Annotated in this window: 16 protein-coding genes and 4 pseudogenes; 11 read left to right on the top strand and 9 right to left on the bottom strand. The window is 38.0% G+C overall.

The genetic code is table 11. From position 1 onward, the window contains the following. The 3 genes and pseudogenes from DYY66_RS14640 to DYY66_RS07510 all read right to left on the bottom strand — a co-directional run. A pseudogene (locus DYY66_RS14640) lies at window positions 1-685 on the bottom strand (DNA topoisomerase I); the annotation flags it as partial. A 155-nt stretch (window positions 686-840) separates the two neighbouring features. Further along, window positions 841-1,665 (bottom strand): SDR family oxidoreductase, encoded by an 825-nt coding sequence (locus tag DYY66_RS07515; RefSeq protein ID WP_166287665.1) that lies wholly within the window; start codon window positions 1,663-1,665, stop codon window positions 841-843. A 56-nt stretch (window positions 1,666-1,721) separates the two neighbouring features. Beyond that, the gene (locus DYY66_RS07510; RefSeq protein WP_166287662.1) at window positions 1,722-4,310 is read right to left on the bottom strand and encodes a DEAD/DEAH box helicase; all 2,589 of its coding nucleotides are present in this window, start codon (window positions 4,308-4,310) and stop codon (window positions 1,722-1,724) included. A gap of 48 nt (window positions 4,311-4,358) precedes the next feature. Here DYY66_RS07510 and DYY66_RS07505 point away from each other — a divergent pair, with 48 nt between their 5' ends. The 7 genes and pseudogenes from DYY66_RS07505 to DYY66_RS07485 all read left to right on the top strand — a co-directional run bounded on the left by DYY66_RS07505 (window position 4,359) and on the right by DYY66_RS07485 (window position 8,325). Continuing rightward, window positions 4,359-5,048 carry a class I SAM-dependent methyltransferase gene (locus DYY66_RS07505; RefSeq protein WP_166287659.1) on the top strand — a complete coding sequence of 230 codons (690 nt, stop codon included), beginning with the start codon at window positions 4,359-4,361 and terminating at the stop codon, window positions 5,046-5,048. Window position 5,049: 1 nt separating this feature from the next. After that, window positions 5,050-5,630: pseudogene (locus tag DYY66_RS14635) on the top strand (MFS transporter); the annotation flags it as partial. A 104-nt stretch (window positions 5,631-5,734) separates the two neighbouring features. Further along, a complete protein-coding gene (locus DYY66_RS14630; RefSeq protein ID WP_394352609.1) occupies window positions 5,735-6,193 on the top strand; it encodes an MFS transporter in 459 nt (152 codons plus the stop codon). Between the two features lie 33 nt (window positions 6,194-6,226). After that, window positions 6,227-6,580 (top strand): twin-arginine translocase TatA/TatE family subunit, encoded by a 354-nt coding sequence (locus DYY66_RS07495; RefSeq protein ID WP_166287656.1) that lies wholly within the window; start codon window positions 6,227-6,229, stop codon window positions 6,578-6,580. 54 nt (window positions 6,581-6,634) lie between these two features. After that, window positions 6,635-7,270 (top strand): annotated as a pseudogene (locus DYY66_RS14625) (Glu/Leu/Phe/Val dehydrogenase); the annotation flags it as partial. A 1-nt stretch (window position 7,271) separates the two neighbouring features. Continuing rightward, window positions 7,272-7,996, top strand: a 725-nt coding sequence (locus DYY66_RS14620; protein ID WP_255496355.1) for a Glu/Leu/Phe/Val dehydrogenase, incomplete at its 5' end; no start/stop codon positions are given. 101 nt (window positions 7,997-8,097) lie between these two features. Next, window positions 8,098-8,325 carry an Lrp/AsnC ligand binding domain-containing protein gene (locus DYY66_RS07485; RefSeq protein ID WP_166287650.1) on the top strand — a complete coding sequence of 76 codons (228 nt, stop codon included), beginning with the start codon at window positions 8,098-8,100 and terminating at the stop codon, window positions 8,323-8,325. Window positions 8,326-8,667: 342 nt separating this feature from the next. Here DYY66_RS07485 and erpA read toward each other — a convergent pair whose 3' ends face one another. The 4 genes and pseudogenes from erpA to DYY66_RS16305 form a co-directional block, all read right to left on the bottom strand. Then, complete coding sequence (erpA, locus tag DYY66_RS07480; RefSeq protein WP_166287647.1) at window positions 8,668-9,018, bottom strand: iron-sulfur cluster insertion protein ErpA; 351 nt, start codon at window positions 9,016-9,018, stop codon at window positions 8,668-8,670. 73 nt (window positions 9,019-9,091) lie between these two features. After that, the gene (locus tag DYY66_RS07475; RefSeq protein ID WP_166287644.1) at window positions 9,092-9,853 is read right to left on the bottom strand and encodes an enoyl-CoA hydratase/isomerase family protein; all 762 of its coding nucleotides are present in this window, start codon (window positions 9,851-9,853) and stop codon (window positions 9,092-9,094) included. A 25-nt stretch (window positions 9,854-9,878) separates the two neighbouring features. Beyond that, window positions 9,879-12,002, bottom strand: a complete 2,124-nt coding sequence (locus DYY66_RS07470; RefSeq protein ID WP_166287641.1) for a 3-hydroxypropionate--CoA ligase — start codon at window positions 12,000-12,002, stop codon at window positions 9,879-9,881. Between the two features lie 188 nt (window positions 12,003-12,190). Continuing rightward, window positions 12,191-12,545, bottom strand: a pseudogene (locus DYY66_RS16305) (type 1 glutamine amidotransferase); the annotation flags it as partial. A 285-nt stretch (window positions 12,546-12,830) separates the two neighbouring features. Between DYY66_RS16305 and DYY66_RS07460 the strand changes: the two are divergent. From DYY66_RS07460 to DYY66_RS07445, 4 genes are all read left to right on the top strand, one after another. Further along, on the top strand, window positions 12,831-13,292 hold the full coding sequence (locus tag DYY66_RS07460) for a hypothetical protein (protein ID WP_166287635.1): 462 nt from the start codon (window positions 12,831-12,833) through the stop codon (window positions 13,290-13,292). A 287-nt stretch (window positions 13,293-13,579) separates the two neighbouring features. Beyond that, window positions 13,580-13,954, top strand: a complete 375-nt coding sequence (locus DYY66_RS07455) for a toprim domain-containing protein (protein WP_166287632.1) — start codon at window positions 13,580-13,582, stop codon at window positions 13,952-13,954. 77 nt (window positions 13,955-14,031) lie between these two features. Further along, complete coding sequence (gene dnaG, locus DYY66_RS07450; protein ID WP_166287629.1) at window positions 14,032-15,177, top strand: DNA primase DnaG; 1,146 nt, start codon at window positions 14,032-14,034, stop codon at window positions 15,175-15,177. A gap of 5 nt (window positions 15,178-15,182) precedes the next feature. Continuing rightward, window positions 15,183-15,878, top strand: coding sequence for a DUF120 domain-containing protein (locus tag DYY66_RS07445; RefSeq protein ID WP_166287626.1), 696 nt, complete (start codon window positions 15,183-15,185; stop codon window positions 15,876-15,878). Here the strand turns inward: DYY66_RS07445 and DYY66_RS07440 are convergent. Next, the gene (locus DYY66_RS07440; protein ID WP_166287623.1) at window positions 15,875-16,492 is read right to left on the bottom strand and encodes an adenylyltransferase/cytidyltransferase family protein; all 618 of its coding nucleotides are present in this window, start codon (window positions 16,490-16,492) and stop codon (window positions 15,875-15,877) included. The genes DYY66_RS07445 and DYY66_RS07440 overlap by 4 nt on opposite strands. A gap of 39 nt (window positions 16,493-16,531) precedes the next feature. After that, the gene (gene dph5 / locus DYY66_RS07435; protein WP_166287620.1) at window positions 16,532-17,578 is read right to left on the bottom strand and encodes a diphthine synthase; all 1,047 of its coding nucleotides are present in this window, start codon (window positions 17,576-17,578) and stop codon (window positions 16,532-16,534) included. Window positions 17,579-17,684 lie beyond the last annotated feature (106 nt).

Below are 17,684 nucleotides of genomic sequence, written 5' to 3'. Positions count from 1 at the left end.
CCTTGTCATACTTCATTTTGTCGCGCTCTTGCTTGAGATCTGATGTATCAGATAACCATACGTATTTTCTCTTATCGGTTAGTACGTCAACCCAACTTGCAAGCCACATAAAGTCTTGTTCGTGTATTATCTTGCCCCATTTGCCTGGCGGTACTTTGGCTTCCTTTCCAAGATTTAGTGTAACGTCTTTTTCTGTAACTCTTGGTTTCCACTTACCCCTTAGTGGGTGGTCTCCTCTTCCGATGAAAAGACCTGGAGGTTCTGCCATCCAGTTTGCTACATCTACTTCCTTTCCATCAATTGTTGCCTTGCCATACATTGCCTTCATCTTTTCTTTGATCTCTTTTCTTGTGGCTGCGATCTTTTTCTTCTCCTCCTTGCTCATTGTTAGCTTGGAATCTTTTTCCATGTCCACTAGCTTGAATGCTTCAGAAAAGTCAATATCTGAAAGTGAAATGTTTTTGAAATCTGCAGGAAGTGTTTTTACAAAATATGAAAGAAAGTTCTTTTGAAACACTTGGTCTTTAACATATGGCGTATCTTTCTTTTTTGCCCATTGGTAGACCATTTCTTCAGCGTCTATACTTAGTGGAACTTTTGCTCCCTTGATCTTGATTGTAATTCCTTTTGATTCGTAGGGAGGAAGAAACGCAATGCCATTATGTTGAAGTGTTTTCCATTTCATTTGTATTATCACTAAATTTTTGGTTAAATCTGTTGACTTTGACAAAAATTGACTTTACGTCGTATATCAATCTAACCAAAAGAATAGTATAAAATTCATCAAATTCTGTGCCATGACATTTCTATAATGATAAAATGGTGACAAAAAAGATGTTTTTAGCTAAAAAGTTCTTTTTTTATGTAATTTTCAAACTCAATGTCGGTCTTGTCCCTCTTTGCCTCTAGGAACATTATGGCATCGTTACCGACTGGATATCGCGGTAATGGACTCTCAGATGAGACTGCCTTGACTATGGTCTTGGCAACTTCTTGTGGAGGAGTGCCCATCTCTGACATCATCAATAGTCCGTTCATCACTTTCTCAGTCATGTCCTTGTAGGGAGAGTCTTGTTTTGTTGTCTTTTTCAGAGTTGCAAACAAGTTTGTCTTGATGACACCTGGTTCTATGATTATTGTTTTAATTCCAAATGGAAACAACTCGTATCGCATTGATTCACTCAAGCCCTCCAATGCAAATTTGGTACTGATGTATCCTGGAGTTACTGGAAAACCAATTCTTCCTGCAACTGAGCTTACATTTACTATTGTTCCAGATTTCTGGCTACGCATTGTGGGTAATACTGCTTGGATTGTTCGGACAACTCCAAAAAAGTTTGTTTCAAATTGATCCTTTAGATCTGAAATTGTTAGATCTTCCAAACACCCTACAAGAAAATAACCTGCATTGTTTACTAGAACATCGATTCTTTTCTTCTCGCTTGTTATATCTTCAACTGCCTTCTTGATCGTATCTTCCTTGTCGACATCAAGTTCTATTACTCTGATCTTCAGATTCTCCTTTTTTGCAATATCTAAAATCTTGTCGCCTTTTTTGATGTCTCGCATAGTTGCATAGGTGTGATATCCTTCTCGAGCTAGTGCAAGTGCTGTCTCAAAACCTATTCCACTTGAGCTTCCAGTAACTATTGCAACCTTATCCATGATAACTCTCAGTTGATGATGTTAATAATTTGTTTCATTTTGTACTTCTAAATTTATCATACAAGAGGTTTGTCTCCTTCTACAGGTTCTGTAACATCTGTTGTTTCACCATCTGTTATTCTCTGTAGGATCTCTTTTGCTGAAAACTTGTGGAGGTATTCGTTATTGTTACCACATCTGTATGAAAAAGTACAGCGTGGGCAACCTGCTTCGCTCTTGCAAGGACACTCTGTTACAATGTCAAGGCTTCTCTCAAATGCCTTCTCAAGTCTATCATAAAGTGCTCTGCTTGCACCATTTCCGCCTATTGCGGAATCATAGACAAAGACCAAGCCAGATGTGCCAAGAGATATGCCTCCCAAATCTTGTGATACGCCTCCTGTTATCATGTTGCTTCCTTCTATGACAACATGCTCTGTGGCATGATACCCGCTTGCTTCTACATATTCTTCATTTTCTGCCTTGCTTATTTCGTCTAGCGGTCTTGGAGCCTTGAATACAATTCCCTTTGTGATAAAATCATAATCAAGTGGCTTTTCTAAAATTATTTTCTGTCCTTGTCCTACCTCTTGGCCCAACTCCAAGTTGACATATCCATAAACTCGCTTCTGAATGTGTAACTTGCAGAACGCAACCTCAATTCCATTTGCACGTCTTTTCTCAAAGATTGTCTCTATTGTTGGCCATTCTTCTGTTAGCGCCTTGGTGTAGTATGGATAATTCTTTGGAAGATATTCTAATTTTGCAGTCATTTTTTCTGGATATCCGATCTCTTTTACTTGATATCTAATTCCTGCCAAAAAGTAAACTGCTTGCGGATGCAGTTCTTCTAAAGCAATTGGCAATACGCGCTCTCCAACTTTTTTGCCGTTTAGGAATATGTCAATTGATCTTCCTATTCCTCTTATGCTATAATCTTCTAAAATTGATTTTATTTGATCATAATTTGGGACATATCTATTTTCAATCAAGACAAGGTTGCCTGCACCAACATGTCTTTCAATGACGTCTTTGTGTTCTGACAATTCGTGTTTTGCAATTGGTTTGTCACAAGCCATTGCGATAACTTGAAACTCTTCAACAAAGGGATTTTTTGGATCAATGTAAATTTGTTCAACATCTTCAAAATAGTCAGCTGGATGGTTCTTGTAATACTGTGAAATTGGATCGTTGCCCAGTACTAGAAATGCATATCCTCCTTGGCCTTTTCTTGCAGCCCTTCCTATTCTCTGCGTGAGTCTATTTACTGGAATCGTAGATGAGATTACTCCGTCTACATTGCCTACATCTATGCCAAGCTCAAGTGTAGGGGTTGCAGAAATTGCAAGTAGTTTATCAGTCTTGAACAAGTTCTCAACTGATCTCCTATAGTTTGCCATTAGGCCTGCTCGATGAACCTTGATGTCCACTTTTTGTCTTCTTGCCTGTAGAGCCAAAAGTTCGGAATTAAGATGTGAGTTACTAAACACCAGTGTCTTGTGTTGTTTTGTAGTCAGTTTTTTTAGTATGTCAATCATTAATGCGCGCTGGGTCATCAAAGAGGGAAAGAGCATTGAAAATTCTGTCTTGCCCTTCTTGCCAGATCCTGAGATCTGAACCATGTTTACTCCAAATAGCATCTGGCAAAATGATAATGCGTTATCTAATGTTGCAGATGCTGCAATCATCTGTAACTTGGGTGCAATTCTCTTTAATCTTTTTATGATATAATGAACATTGGAACCAAAGATTCCAGAATATACATGAGCTTCATCCACTGCAAGAAATCTAGTTGTGTTAAGAAGAGATGCAAACCTAGTCCTGTGCCATAAATGATAATGCAAAACATCAAAGTTAGTTATGATCACCTGGGGAGGATTTACAAGAATCTCTGCACGCTCTATTTGTTTTGTATCCCCATCAAATACAGCGCATTGTACATTCATCTTGTCTGCAATTTCTTTTATCTTTGGGTATTGGTCTCTTGAAAGAGATTTGGTTGGATAGACAAAAATTGCTTGTATTGTGGGAACAGGATTTTTTGAATTACCTATTCTTTCAATGATTGGCACAACAAATGATTCTGTTTTTCCAGATGCAGTCGGTGCAGTGATTACTACATTGTCACCAGAAATAATGTGATGAATGGATTCTTCTTGAAACTTGTAGAATTTCTTTATACCTATTGATTCTAGAGCCTCAACTATTCGCTGGTCAAGGCCTGACTCTGATACGGTAGAGCCCATCTCGGGATCCGGCTCTTCTATTACCCTAAAGTGTGAGACATAATGCCTCTTTGAGAAAAGAACTGATCTTGTAATGTCTGCAATCTTTGCACCTCCTATCATCTTGTTTATCTCATCTTCTGACTGCAGTATGCCTTCTTTTTCCAGGGTTGACTCTTGTTGATTCTTGTTTGGTATCTCATCATTGTCAAATTTTATCAAAAATTCCAAAAATGCCTCGTCAATATTCTTTGTAGAGTCTATAATGTCCTCAATTTTGCACTTGGGACAGCTAAAGTGTATTTTTTGATTAAACGTGCGTTGCACCTCTATCTTGGATTTACACTTGGGACAATAATGCACTAGTTCATGGAATAATTCTGGATGATTTAATTTTTGGTTATCGTATTGATCACAAGTAAAACCCGGAGCAAAAAACATGCTCAAAAACCATGATGACATATAATATCGTATTATTTCTAGACTGATGTGGGTCTTGGAAGTTATTGGGGCGAAGTCCTCGATGTTTTAGAAAAAATAATCCCGGTATATGACAAAGTAAACTCGCTGATCTCACTTGGAAGAGATTCAGAGTTTCGTCAACGAGGAATTAAGGGAAGAGTCAATCCTGGAGATCACATCCTTGATGCTGGCTCTGGTTTTGGTAACATGTCAAAGACTGCATCTAAGATCTGTGATGGTAACGTCAACATCACATTGTATGATCCGTTAAGACCCATGCTCAAAAATACCAGTAGATTATTTTCTACAACGCCAGTATTAACATGCGGAGTCTTTGAACATATTCCATTTCGTGATGAAAACTTTGATGCGGTACTTACTGGTTATTCACTAAGAGACGCAATCAATCTCAGAATTGCAATATCTGAGATACATCGAGTGCTAAAAAAGAATGGAAGATTTGTCATAGTTGATCTGGGCAAGCCTGATAATCCTGTAGTTAGAGCAGGAGTGTCATTTTACCTCAGGGCTGTACTTCCTATATTAGCAGTAATTGGTGGTGGAAGACTTGGTCTAAAATTTGCCACTCTTTATGGTACGTACAAACTATGGCCTCAAAACAAAAAGCTAGAGTCACTTCTTCTTGAAAGGTTCTCAAGAGTAGAATTTGAAAAAGGCATGCTTGGGGGCGCAATCATGGTTGCAGCATACAAGTAAAATGAATAAAGTAATTCTTGTCTACGTTATTGCCCTAATTGTTGGATTTTCATATGGAATACACAATCCAATAGTTCCACTGTTTGCAAAAAACATGGGTGCCTCATATTCTGATCTTGGAGTAATTGGATTTGCAAACTTTATCCCTTACATGTTCATTCCACTTTTTGTTGGGCTGTTACTTGACAGGTTCAACAAAGGCATACTACTTTCCCTTGGGCTAGTCCTTGACTCTGTGTCAATTTACTTGTTATCTGTAGCAGATTCTGTGCCACAAATTATAATATTTAGAACACTGGTAGGTGTCGCACATTCGTTTTTCTGGCCTCCCTGTGAATCGATTATATCAAAATCTACCAGTCCACAGAATCGAGTCAAAGCAATTTCTAGGTTCATGGCTTTTTTTGTTACTGGTATTATGATTGGACCGCTTGTTGGTTCATTTTTGCTTGAACACTTTGGTGTTTCATATGGGATGATATTCCAGATTGCCGCATTTGCAATAGCGACTTCACTTGTCTCATCATTAATGTTATCGAAAGATAAGGATGTGGCTCATAATGGAATTATATCCATTGCATCNTATTGCATCTGCAAAACATTTGATAAAATTTCCTACGGTGATTGCAATTCTCTTGTTTTGTAGTGTAAGCTTTGGCGTATTCTTGGCAATACTTCCAGCATTCATGAATGAGAGGTCAATCTCAGAATCAAACATTGAATTACTCTTTTTCGTATTTGGTATCTCTAGACTTGTTTCCTTGTTGGCATCTAACTTTCTTATGAAAAAGTTTCTCACAAGTATACTGCTTGTTATAATATCAATATCTGCTGGAATGCTGATGCTATACTATTCTCACTCTGTACTGGAATTCAGTGTGGCAGTTCTCATACTGGGATTTGGGTTTAGCGTGTATTTTCCACTTACATTTGAGATCATAATGAGAAAAACAAAAGAAAATGTTGGTGCATTGATTGGTGCGTATGAGGCAACCTTTGGAATGGGTTGGGCCTTTGGACCTCTGATTATTGGTGTAATTGCCAACTCTTTTGGAAGTTCGATTCCTTATCTTATTTTATCTGTAGTTGGGCTATTTGTATTGGGATTTGTATTTCTCAAGAGAAAACAAGTCATGTTGGTCTAAAGCTTTAATTTTAGAAACAAGCCAAATTACTCCATGTCTGATTTTGCACTTAACATTATAGGAAATGACTGGATAATGATTGTCTTGGTAGCATTGGTATTACTTCTTGGAACCAAAAGATTACCTGATGCAACAAAAAAACTTGCTAGAGTCATGGCACAATACGATAAAACAAAAAACATGGTTCAAGATGAACTAAAAAAAGCCAAAGGCGAGTTTAACCTCGACATTTCAGGACCTGTCATGTCTGAACGACAAAAACTTGAAACACTTGCCAAGTCTTTGGGTGTCAACACTGAAGGTAAGACTGATGATGATCTGCGTAGTCTGGTAAATTCTAAACTTGGGGGTTCTGCAAAACCCGATCAAGATACTACAAAACAATAAGCAACGATCTCAACAAATTTAAATACAATATACCGTGAGACATATCGGTTAAGATTGACTAAAATCGATCCTTGGCAAAATGCTCTCAAGCAACTTGCAGATGCCGCAAAAATTTTGAAAATTGATGCCGGTATTCATGAAATGCTTGCAAGTCCAAAAAAAATTCTAACAGTTTCACTACCAGTAAAGATGGATGATGGTAGAATCAAGGTATTCACAGGATATAGATCACAACATAATGACTTTAGAGGTCCACACAAAGGAGGAATAAGATATCATCCAGATGTTTCAATCGAAGAAGTAAAGGCACTATCCATGTGGATGACTTGGAAATGTGCTATTGTTGATGTTCCATTTGGAGGCGGTAAGGGAGGAATAATCTGTGATCCAAAGAGACTCTCGGCTGGAGAAAAAGAGAGACTCACAAGAAGATATGCATATGCAATATCTGAAATCATTGGACCAGGAAAAGACATCCCAGCACCTGATGTGTATACTACTGGAAAAGAAATGGCTCAGATAATGGATGTTTATAGTATGATGCACGGACAAGCAGAACCAGGTGTTATTACCGGAAAACCGATTCCAACAGGAGGTTCTCTTGCAAGAAATGTAGCTACTGGTCTAGGTGTCGCTTATTGTGTAAGAGAGGGAGCAAAGAAGATTGGGCTCAAGCTAAAGGGCGCCAAGNAACCGATTCCAACAGGAGGTTCTCTTGCAAGAAATGTAGCCACTGGTCTAGGTGTTGCTTATTGTGTAAGAGAGGGAGCAAAGAAAATTGGACTCAAGTTAAAGGGCGCCAAAGTTGTCATTCAGGGCTATGGTAATGCTGGAACATATGCAGCAGAATATGTTGAAAAAATGGGTGCAAAGATTATTGGAGTAAGCGATTCTAAAGGTTCTATAATTAATCTAAAAGGACTTGACTCAAAGAAAGTTCTTGAGTACAAGACTAGACATGGCAGTGTTGTTGGCTATCCTGGAAGCAAAAAGGTCTCAACAGAAGAGCTTCTTACTACACCATGTGATGTTTTGATACCTGCAGCACTTGAGAACCAAATAACTCCACAGGTTGCAAGAAACATCAAATGTAAAATAATTGCAGAAGCCGCAAACGGTCCTACCACGCCTGAAGCAGATGACGTTTTATTCAAAAAGAAAATAATGGTTATTCCAGACATCTTGGCAAATTCTGGTGGTGTATGCATATCATACTTGGAATGGGTACAGAACTTGCAAAGATATTACTGGACATTTGATGAGGTTGCAAGTAAGATGGAACACCACATTGTACGTGGTTTCAACGATACATATGCACTTTCAAAGAAACACAGTGTCGACATGAGAAAAGCAAGTATGGTGCTTGCAGTTGGCAGAGTGCTGGAAGCATTTGAAGCACGTGGCCTCTGGCCATAGAAATACCTAATACTTAATATCGTGATAATATTTTATGAACAAGNAGGCACGCGGCCTCTGGCCATAGAAATACCTAATACTTGAGATCGTGATAATATTTTATGAGCAAAGCTTTTGTGGCAATACATTGCGAAACTGGAAAAGAAAATCCAATAATTAGAAGACTAATGGAAATCAAGGGTATGTCAGAGGTCACAGGGACTTTGGGTCTTTATGATATTATAGTAAAAGTAGAGGCATCAGATTCTATGATGCTTGAAAGAATAATTACAAAAGAAGTAAGAAAAATACCGCATGTCTTGACTACGATGACCCTGATGGTCACCTAGAACTTATCTGATTCTTTCTAAACACAGTCTTTTATCTTCATGGTACATTCGCAAGACGGAATTTTTTTCAAGAGATTTTAACAAATATAGAATTCCACCTTTTTCAGTTATTCTAATCTTTTTGATTTTGTAAATTTTATTGGATTCATTAACTCCTGTTATGCGTACCCTTTCTCCACTTTTGAACACTGTCAACTCTTTTCAATTGATAGTATCCGGTACAATTGATAAGCATATTCTATAGTTTTTATAAATAATATGTATTGTATGGTGAATAATCTATGGTCTGTGATCCTAGTTTACACTGGTTGTTAACAAATAAAAATTAAAGAAATTTCAGGTTTAGGATGTACTAAATGAACTTCCACAAGAGCAAGATTTGGTTACGTTTGGATTGTTAATTTTAAATCCAGCACCCATTAGGCTCTCGATGTAGTCAATATTTGCACCCTTGAGATAGTCGACACTGTAACTGTCAATTACCATCTTGACACCATTTTCTTCGATTACAAGATCGTCTTCTTCAGATGTCTTTTCAAATCCCATTCCATAGGATAATCCTGAACATCCTCCACCTTGTACGTAGACTCGCAGAAATTGTGGCTTTTCGGCTTCTTCTGCCATGAAAGCAATTACTTTTTCTGCGGCTTTTGGTGTAATTGTGACCAATTTTGTGGTCTGTGTATTACTCATGAACTAATTCGTCCTTTAAATTATAATAATCTTTTCATACCTGACATAATAGGAATTAAAGATTAGGTGAAGCTTACTTTTTTGACTTGTTTACAAAAGCAGTCATTCGTTCTGCTCTGTCTGGATGAGTAAAGCACAAGCCCCATGTGTAAAGTTCTAGTGCAAGACCTGTATCGATGTCTGAATTTCTTCCCTTGTTTATTGCGATCTTTGACATTCTTACTGCCATTGCAGAATTCTGAGCAATCATCTTTGCAATATTGTTAGTCTCTTCCATTAATTTTGCAAGTTCTACGACTTTGTTTACCAAGCCCATCTCTTTTGCTTCATCTGATTTGACAATTCTTCCTGTAAAGATCAAATCTTTTGCCTGGGATATTCCAATAGTTCTTTGCAATCTCTGAGTTCCACCCCATCCTGGGCATACACCTATTGTTACTTCGGGTTGTCCCATCCTTGCAGTGTCTGCAGCTACTCTAATGTCACATGCTAGTGCAAGTTCACATCCTCCTCCAAGTGCAAATCCATTGATTGCAGCAATTGTTGGCTTGCTACAATTTTCTACAGTATAAGTCAAAAGATGGCCAAGTTTTGCATAGGTCTCTGATTCTATTGGTGTGATGGTTGACATGTATGCAATGTCTGCACCAGCAGAAAATGCCTTGTCTCCTTCTCCTGTGATGACTACAACTTTTACTGAATCGTCTCCTTCAATTTCTTTGAATACTTTGATGATGTCATTTGCAACATCCATGTTCATTGCATTGAGCTTGTCAGGTCTGTTTATCTTGATTGTGCAAATTCCTTCTGATTTTGAGACATTAACTAGAGACATGTCAAAACTCCAAATGATGAGGAAATTAAACCTTATTGGGTTTGTGCTTTCCCCATTGGTGTAGGGCAGATGCTGCTGCAACCCAATTTCGGATGTCGTCATACACTGGAACATTGTGTTTCTCAATTAATCCTGAGACTTTGGCTGTGTATGGACCACCATTTCCACCAACAAGCAATGGCTTTTTGCCTTGTTTTGAGAACTCTCCCAAATAATCGATTATTGTCTCTTCAAGTGGATCATCTTGGAAGACAAACCATGGCATGACAATGTCGATGTTTGGATCATCCATGAATTTTTGGATGGAGTATCTATAGTCATCAGCATTTGCTCCACCTGTGACATCTGCAGGATTTCCATTTCCTATTACATATGTCGGAGGATAATGTTCTTTCATTTCCTTGAGTGTTGCTTCTGTTACTTTGCCAAGTTCTAATCCATATTTTTCAAATTGGTCTATTGCACCAATCATTGGTCCGGCACCATTGCTGACAAGAGCCACTCTTGGACCCTTTGCTGCTGGTTGCCATGCTAATGCTTTTGTAACTGAAGCAAGTTCTTGATAACTCTCTACTGAAACTATTCCAGCTTGTTTGAATGCTCCTTGGATTATTGCATTAGAACCTCCAAGTGAACCTGTGTGTGATGCTGCTTGCTTTGCTCCAAGTGCAGTTCTTCCACTCTTCCAGATTACTATCGGTTTATGCATCTCTTTCATTACACGTTTTGAAGTCTCGATGAATTTTCTACCATCTCCAAAACCTTCTACGTATAGTGCAATTACTTTGGTTTGAGGATCATTTGCCAAGTACCAGATCATGTCTGCCTCATCTACATCTGATCTGTTGCCATAGCTGACCATCTTTGATAGTCCAAATGAATCTGCAGTCTCAAGGAAGCTAATTCCCATTGTACCACTTTGTGATAACAGTGCCACTGGTCCGAGTTTTGCGCGTACCATTCTCTCTTGGCCTTGGAATGCACAGTCTAGTCTATTGGCTGCGTTAAACATACCAATACAATTTGGACCAATTATTCTGATCTTGTGTTGTTCCGAAAGGCTCTTTATTTGAGATTCAAAGTCTGCTCTCTCTCCTCCCAGTTCCTTTCCACCTCCTGATACGATCACCGCATTGTGAATTCCTTTCTTGGCACATGATTCAAGAACTGGTGGAGTAACTGATAGATCAACACATACAACAACCAAGTCAACTTTTTCTGGAATTGCTTCAAGTGATGGATAACATTTCAATCCCAAAATTTCCTCTGCCTTTGGATTGATTGGGTATACTTTTCCTTTGTAGTCGTGTTTTGCAATGCTATCAAGAACCGAATTTCCTACTTTGCCAGGAGTTGCAGATGCACCAACCAATGCGACTGATTGTGGTGTAAAGAATGTCTCCATGGATTCGATGTTTGGTTTTGTTGTTGAGATTGCATCTTTTTTGATCTCTTTTCTTAAGATTATCTTTGCATCAACTACATAGTATGACTTTGGATAAACTACGATTGGATTGAAGTCAATGCTGTCAAAGTAGTTTGCATTGTCTACTCCGACCTTGCCGATTTGAACAATTGTTTTTGCAAGCATGTTCAAATCAATTGGCTTACTACCTCTGTATCCTTGAAGGATCTTTGCACCCTTCAATTCTGTAAGCATTGACTTTGCATCATCTACTGTGATTGGTAGCATTCTAAATGCCACATCTTTGAATATCTCGGTTAATACTCCACCAAGTCCTACCATTATTACTGGACCAAATTGTGGGTCATTTTGGAGTCCTATGATAAGTTCGACTCCTTGTGGAACCATCTTCTCAAGTAAAATTCCTTTTACGTGGACTCCTTTTTTCTTTGAAAGTCTTGGATACATTTCAAGAAATGCTTTCTTTACGTCTTTCTCATTTTGTAGTCCTACTTTTACTCCACCTACATCACTTTTGTGGAGTATCTGTGGTGAAACTACCTTCATAACTAATGGATAACCTAATTTCTTTGCAGCCTTGGTAGCATCTTTTGCATTTGTTACAAGTGCATAACCTGGAACTTTGATTCCATACTTTTTCAATACTGCTTTGGATAGATCTTCGGTAATTACCTTATGATCCGTTGCAAATGTTTCTTCAAAAATCTTTGTTACTGGATTCAAAAGGATTTCTCCTCTTTATTTGCAGATCGCAATGATGAGATCTGTGTTTTTTTGTGCATCATAACGTGATCCGAAGGTCTAAGTGTTTTATATTAAACTTTTGTCAAATGGTATCACTTGATCTCATTTCTAGTTTAGATTTGGTCTAATGTGACAAATGGGAAAACACATGATGAACCTAATGATCTTCAAAAATTAAACTCTGACTTGAAGTTTTTATAAAATATCTCTAGGGTGTCTTTAATTGTGCCAATTTTTTGTGGTATCTGTTTTTTGATTACGTCTGGATGTATGTATGGCACGCTGGCAAGCTCTTCACTTGATTTCTCTAGCCATAGCCTTATGGTTGGTTCATCTATCTCTAGATGGAATTGTATTCCTATTGCACTGCCTATTTTTATTGCCTGGTTCTGATAATCCTTCGAATGCGCAAGTCTTGTTGCATCTTTTGGTAGATCAAACGTGTCTCCATGCCAATGAAACACAAGAGATGGACTCTTTATTCCATTGAAGAGTTTGGACTGGTTGGTGTTGTCAAACTCTNCCGAAGGTCTAAGTGTTTTATATTAAACTTTTGTCAAAATCGAGAAAATACTATCTACCAAGTTTGCTTTTATTTGAACAATCTTACTGTGGGAATCTACGTCAGTTTTTTAAAGTTTGAAGAATGAATGATAGTGTATTTTGAAGACACAGCTTCTTACTATAATTTCGGCATCTGTCTTGGTAATTACCATTTCATTGTATGTTTTTCTTTTATTCCAAAATGAATCAATACGACCTCAAGAATGCCAAGGCAATTCGACTAACTGCATCTATAGTTTAAACATGGAAGTAGACAACGAAAGCAGAATTTATGATGGATTTCCTATTACTACTGAAGTAAACAAACCTGTTGAATTTGATGGTGTGAAATTTGTATACATCGGTAGCAGTACACCCGAAGTTGATGGGATAAATTGCAATAATATGCTTCCAAGAGCAATAAATTCTACTAGCGGTCATCATCCACCAATAATTGTAAACTATGATGGATACTTCAAGATAAATGAGACACGACATTTTATAGCCACTTTTCCAGATGGTCAGGTCAAATCACTTACAGCATGTTGGATCGGTCATACAATGCCAAAAGTGATACAAATGTGTGAAAATCTAAGTTGCGGCGGCACATTTTGTCCTTCTAAAACAAGTTGGTTTGATAATAACAAAACTGCAGGTATAATTCAAGATGAACGTTGTTCCCCAAATAGTCCATACTATGACAAGTACGTTGCAGAAAAACAATAACAAATGTTGAGTTATGAAAATGATTGTGAACTTCAAAAATNTCCATCTCTTGCTTTAGATATGTAAGATCATCATTTGCACTTTCGGGGGCGCCAAGAATTATTACCGCATCATGTTTGGTCTCTGGAATTTTTTCACTCTTTGCAAGGACAGTCTTTATGCTAAACCCATCTGCTTTGAGTAGATCTCCTAATGTGCCAATCCCTTCTATCTTTGTATTCTGAATTACTAGAAATTCTGACATGAGATCTGAAAATTGCTTAATAGTCTAGCTTGTAAATAAGTTTGTGAATTTTGAATCAGATGAGATCTACAAAGTAAAAGACTTTATCAAATCACTCAACTCTGAACATCACAGCATAATTGTTGTAGAAGGAAAGCGTGACGAAGAATCTCTCAAAAAGTTGGGCTTTACTGGAAAGATATGTCAATTTCATAGCTTCAAAGGTCTCATAAAATTTGCCGATAGTATGCCTAGATACAAAAATCTCATACTCTTACTGGATTCAGATAGAAAAGGACGATATCTCACAAAGAGAATAATCTCTCAGCTACAGCATAGGATGACTGTGGACCTGTCATATCGAAAACAACTCACCGTTATCACAAAAGGCAAGATAAAAAACGTAGAAGATCTGTCTGCATATGCATTTGAAGGTTAACGTAAGGAAACTAGGAATAAGCACTTATATCGAACTGTTATCAAAAATAATTGATCAAAAATTAAGAGGATAATGATTTGTCGTATAAGGGAATTGTCAAGTATCACGTTAAGCTCAGCTTCGACGTCGATGGACTCGTTGAAAAAGCCGATATCATAGGCGCAATTTTTGGCCAGACAGAAGGTCTGCTTGGCCCAGAAATGAACCTGAATGAACTCCAGAAGGTGTCGAAGGTAGGACGAATAGAAGTCAATACCACGGCCTCGTCTACTCAAACAAAGGGAGATGCACTGATTCCTATGAGTACTGATATCAACACTGCTGCATTGATTGCAGCAGCCATAGAAAGCATTGACAAGGTAGGTCCTTTCCAGGCGGCATTCAAATTAGATGCAATTGATGATGTACGCACTGCCAAGAAAAAAGAGATTGTAGACAGAGCAAAGGATATTGTGCAAAAGTGGTCTACAAAAACAATCAGTGAAGGAGAAGAGATGCTCAAGGATGTATCTGATGTTGGTTCTGCCGGTAAGCTTGCAGCATTTGGAAAAGAAAAACTTGCATGTGGTTCTGGAGTGTTTGATTCACCATGGATAATTCTTGTAGAGGGAAGAGCAGATGTGATAAATCTATTACGAGCCGGTTTTGATAATGCGCTTGCAATCGAAGGCGCAAGAATTGATGAATCAATCAAGTCACTCTGCGATTCTAAAGCCAAAGTAGTTGCATTCCTTGATGGAGATAGAGCAGGTGGATTCATACTAAAAGAACTAAAATCACTTGTTAACGTAGATGTGGTACATCGAGCACCAGAAGGTGTAGAGGTTGAAGAACTTACTCCTATACAGATTGCAGACATTCTAAAAGATACTGCAGAAGACATGAAAAAAGAGACCGCAAAACCAGTGCTCAAGGATGTAAAGGATGAGCCGATTGCTAATGTTGTAAAGAAGGTTTACCCGCAACTAAATGAATCATTGGAAGCAATAGCTCTCGATGATGGTGTTAACCAACTCTTCAAGGTTCCAGTAAGCGAGGTTGTAGGTAAGCTTGCCCCAGGATCTGGAATACGATATCTAATACTAGATGGAATCATAACACAACGACTAGTTGACTCTGCAAAACAAGCTGGAATTGGGTATCTGATTGGTCACAGAATGGCTAATCTAAAATCCACTGATGGATTGACACTCAAAACATTTACAGAGCTTGGTGTTGCATAAAATTAATGTCAGAATTAAAGATTCAACATATTCTCACACTTGCAGAACTTTTTACAAAAGGCGCACGCTATAACTTTGTTCCAATAACCACGTCATCTCTTGGAAAAAGCATCAACAAGTCACAGCAAGCTGCATCAAAGCATCTGATGGAACTTGAAGCAAATGGATATGTGGAAAGACTGCGAAGTGGACAAAAGGTCTCTGTAAGAATAACCACAAAAGGCCATTCTGAAATGATCAAGATATCTTCTATACTAAAATCCAGCCTTGAATCAGTTCCTGCTCACTTGGAATTTCGTGGAACAATAATCTCTGGTATGGGTGAAGGAGCATATTACATGTCAATGAAGGGATATACAAAACAATTCAAGACAAAACTTGGTTATGTTCCATTTCCTGGAACACTTAATGTAAAACTAAAAGACAAGGAATCAATTGAGGCCAAGCGTTCCCTTGATGCATATACTGCAATATTGGTTGATGGCTTCTCTGATGGTAAGAGGACATATGGCTGGGTAAAATGCTATCCTGCAAAAATAAATGGCATAAATGCTGCACTAATACTACTTGAGCGAACTCATCACGATGATTCTATAATTGAGTTGATCTCAGAAGAGAACATCAAAAAGGCAACAAAACTTTCAACTGGCTCAAAAGTTACAATACGAGTCCCAATAAGCGTAAAACCTGTGCGGGACTAGATTCCATAAATTGACTTGCCGTATTCATTTTCTATTTTTGAGCTCTTGATGTCTGGTATTGGGGACTGGAGTCTTGCAATTGATACTTCGATTCCAATTTTTTTGCATCCATCTATTATGAATTTCTCTTGATGAACCTGATCATATCCTAGTGCTATGATATTTGGCTTGATGAGTTCAACTGACTTGAATATGTCTCCTTCGTACCCAACTACGGCATAGTCTACCATTGAAAGTGATTTCACCAAGTCTTTACGAAGCTCCATGTTGTGAAGTGGAATTCGACTCTTCATTTTTTGTGCAGTCTTGTCTGTTGCAATCACTACAACTAGAACATTGCCAAGAGCCTTTGCTGCTCTGAGAGTGTGAATGTGTCCTGGGTGGATTATGTCGAAAACTCCTCCTGCAAGTACCACTCGTATAGAATTTCTTCCAAGGTCGGTGAGGGTTTTTTTGTTACTTTCAATAAACCCATTTTTTGCAAGATCTTCGATTCTATCTTGTACATATTCTGGGCTTAGGGCAAGCTTTTTTCGGATGATGCCAATTGGAGTATCCCCCGAAAGTGTTGCCACAAAAAAGGCCGTGATTATCTCTTTATCAAATGCATCCAAATATTATCACTAGAGCGAAACTATTACAATTTGATTTATCTATAAACTCTGTGCCCAAGGATCGACTCCTTTTGATAGGCGTAATGCATCCATTAGACCCTCTGCGTATCCTATGCTGAGTACTGCAAGTTCTTCCTGTCCATCCTTTTGGAACTTTTCAGCGTCATCTATGTACAATTGGGCATTTTCTATTACAGAATTTAAGCTTGAATCATCTTTGAACATCTTTACAACTTCTTCTAATGCCTTTCTTGCTTTTGGAATGTATTTTGAAAGCATCTGATCTGATATTTTTTGAATCTTTGATGAGTTGTCAAATGGCTCGTCAAAGCATTGGGAAAATATTTTGATTGCATCATGCTCAGTAAAATGCAATCTTCCTGGAATGATGATAGTATGTGGTGGCTTGCCAAAGTCTGTTTTGATAAGAGTTGATATCTTTCCTGAGATTATTTTTTGGTTTTTGGAGCCAATTCTTGATGCCACTATTGCAAATGTGGACTGGTCAATCACATTTCGTTTCTGGCCCTTTTCGGTTTCAAGCAAGCTGACTAGAGCATCTTTGGGATCTAAAAAGAAGTTGGAACTATTGTCAAACTCTAGTATGAGTAAACTATGACTTCCCTTTACCATGTTTTCATAAATTGTATAGTATACAGTATTCAGTGATGGGCTTTCTCTCATGATTGTTACTGGTCTTCCAATCTTGTAATGGTGTAGACCACACTCTCCAATCAAAGACGTGATTGCCGATGCTCCATGAATTGTCTTTGTTTTGATCTTGTCTTTTTCTGCCCTTGTACGTAGTTCCACATGAGTTGTTGCTACGTATGGGTCTCCATAAGCTAACAGTACGACATTTTTCTTTTTGGCTAAGAGTAGAATTGCCTTACCGTCCTCCACCATCCATCTAGGGGCAACAGTAAGTTTTCCCTTGACTAGTTTCTTTATCTTTACTAGTTCTGATTTTCCTATTGGACTAGTAAAAACCTCAAAATATGTCATGTCTGCTTTTTTTAAAACCTGAATTGCGTTTGCGCTTATTCCATCAAGTCCTGAAATGCCAAGACCTACAAACCATAACATTGTAAAAAAACTCCGACGGCTCTATATTTTGAGCTTCGTTTTAGGATTTTGCTGAATTTTTGAACTCATGCAGTCTTCTAAGATGGGACAACATTCTCTTAAAGAC

This window comes from Candidatus Nitrosotalea sp. FS (genome assembly GCF_011319475.1).
In the GTDB taxonomy this organism is placed as follows: Archaea; Thermoproteota; Nitrososphaeria; order Nitrososphaerales; family Nitrosopumilaceae; genus Nitrosotalea.
This window is presented reverse-complemented; position numbering and strand designations above follow the sequence as displayed.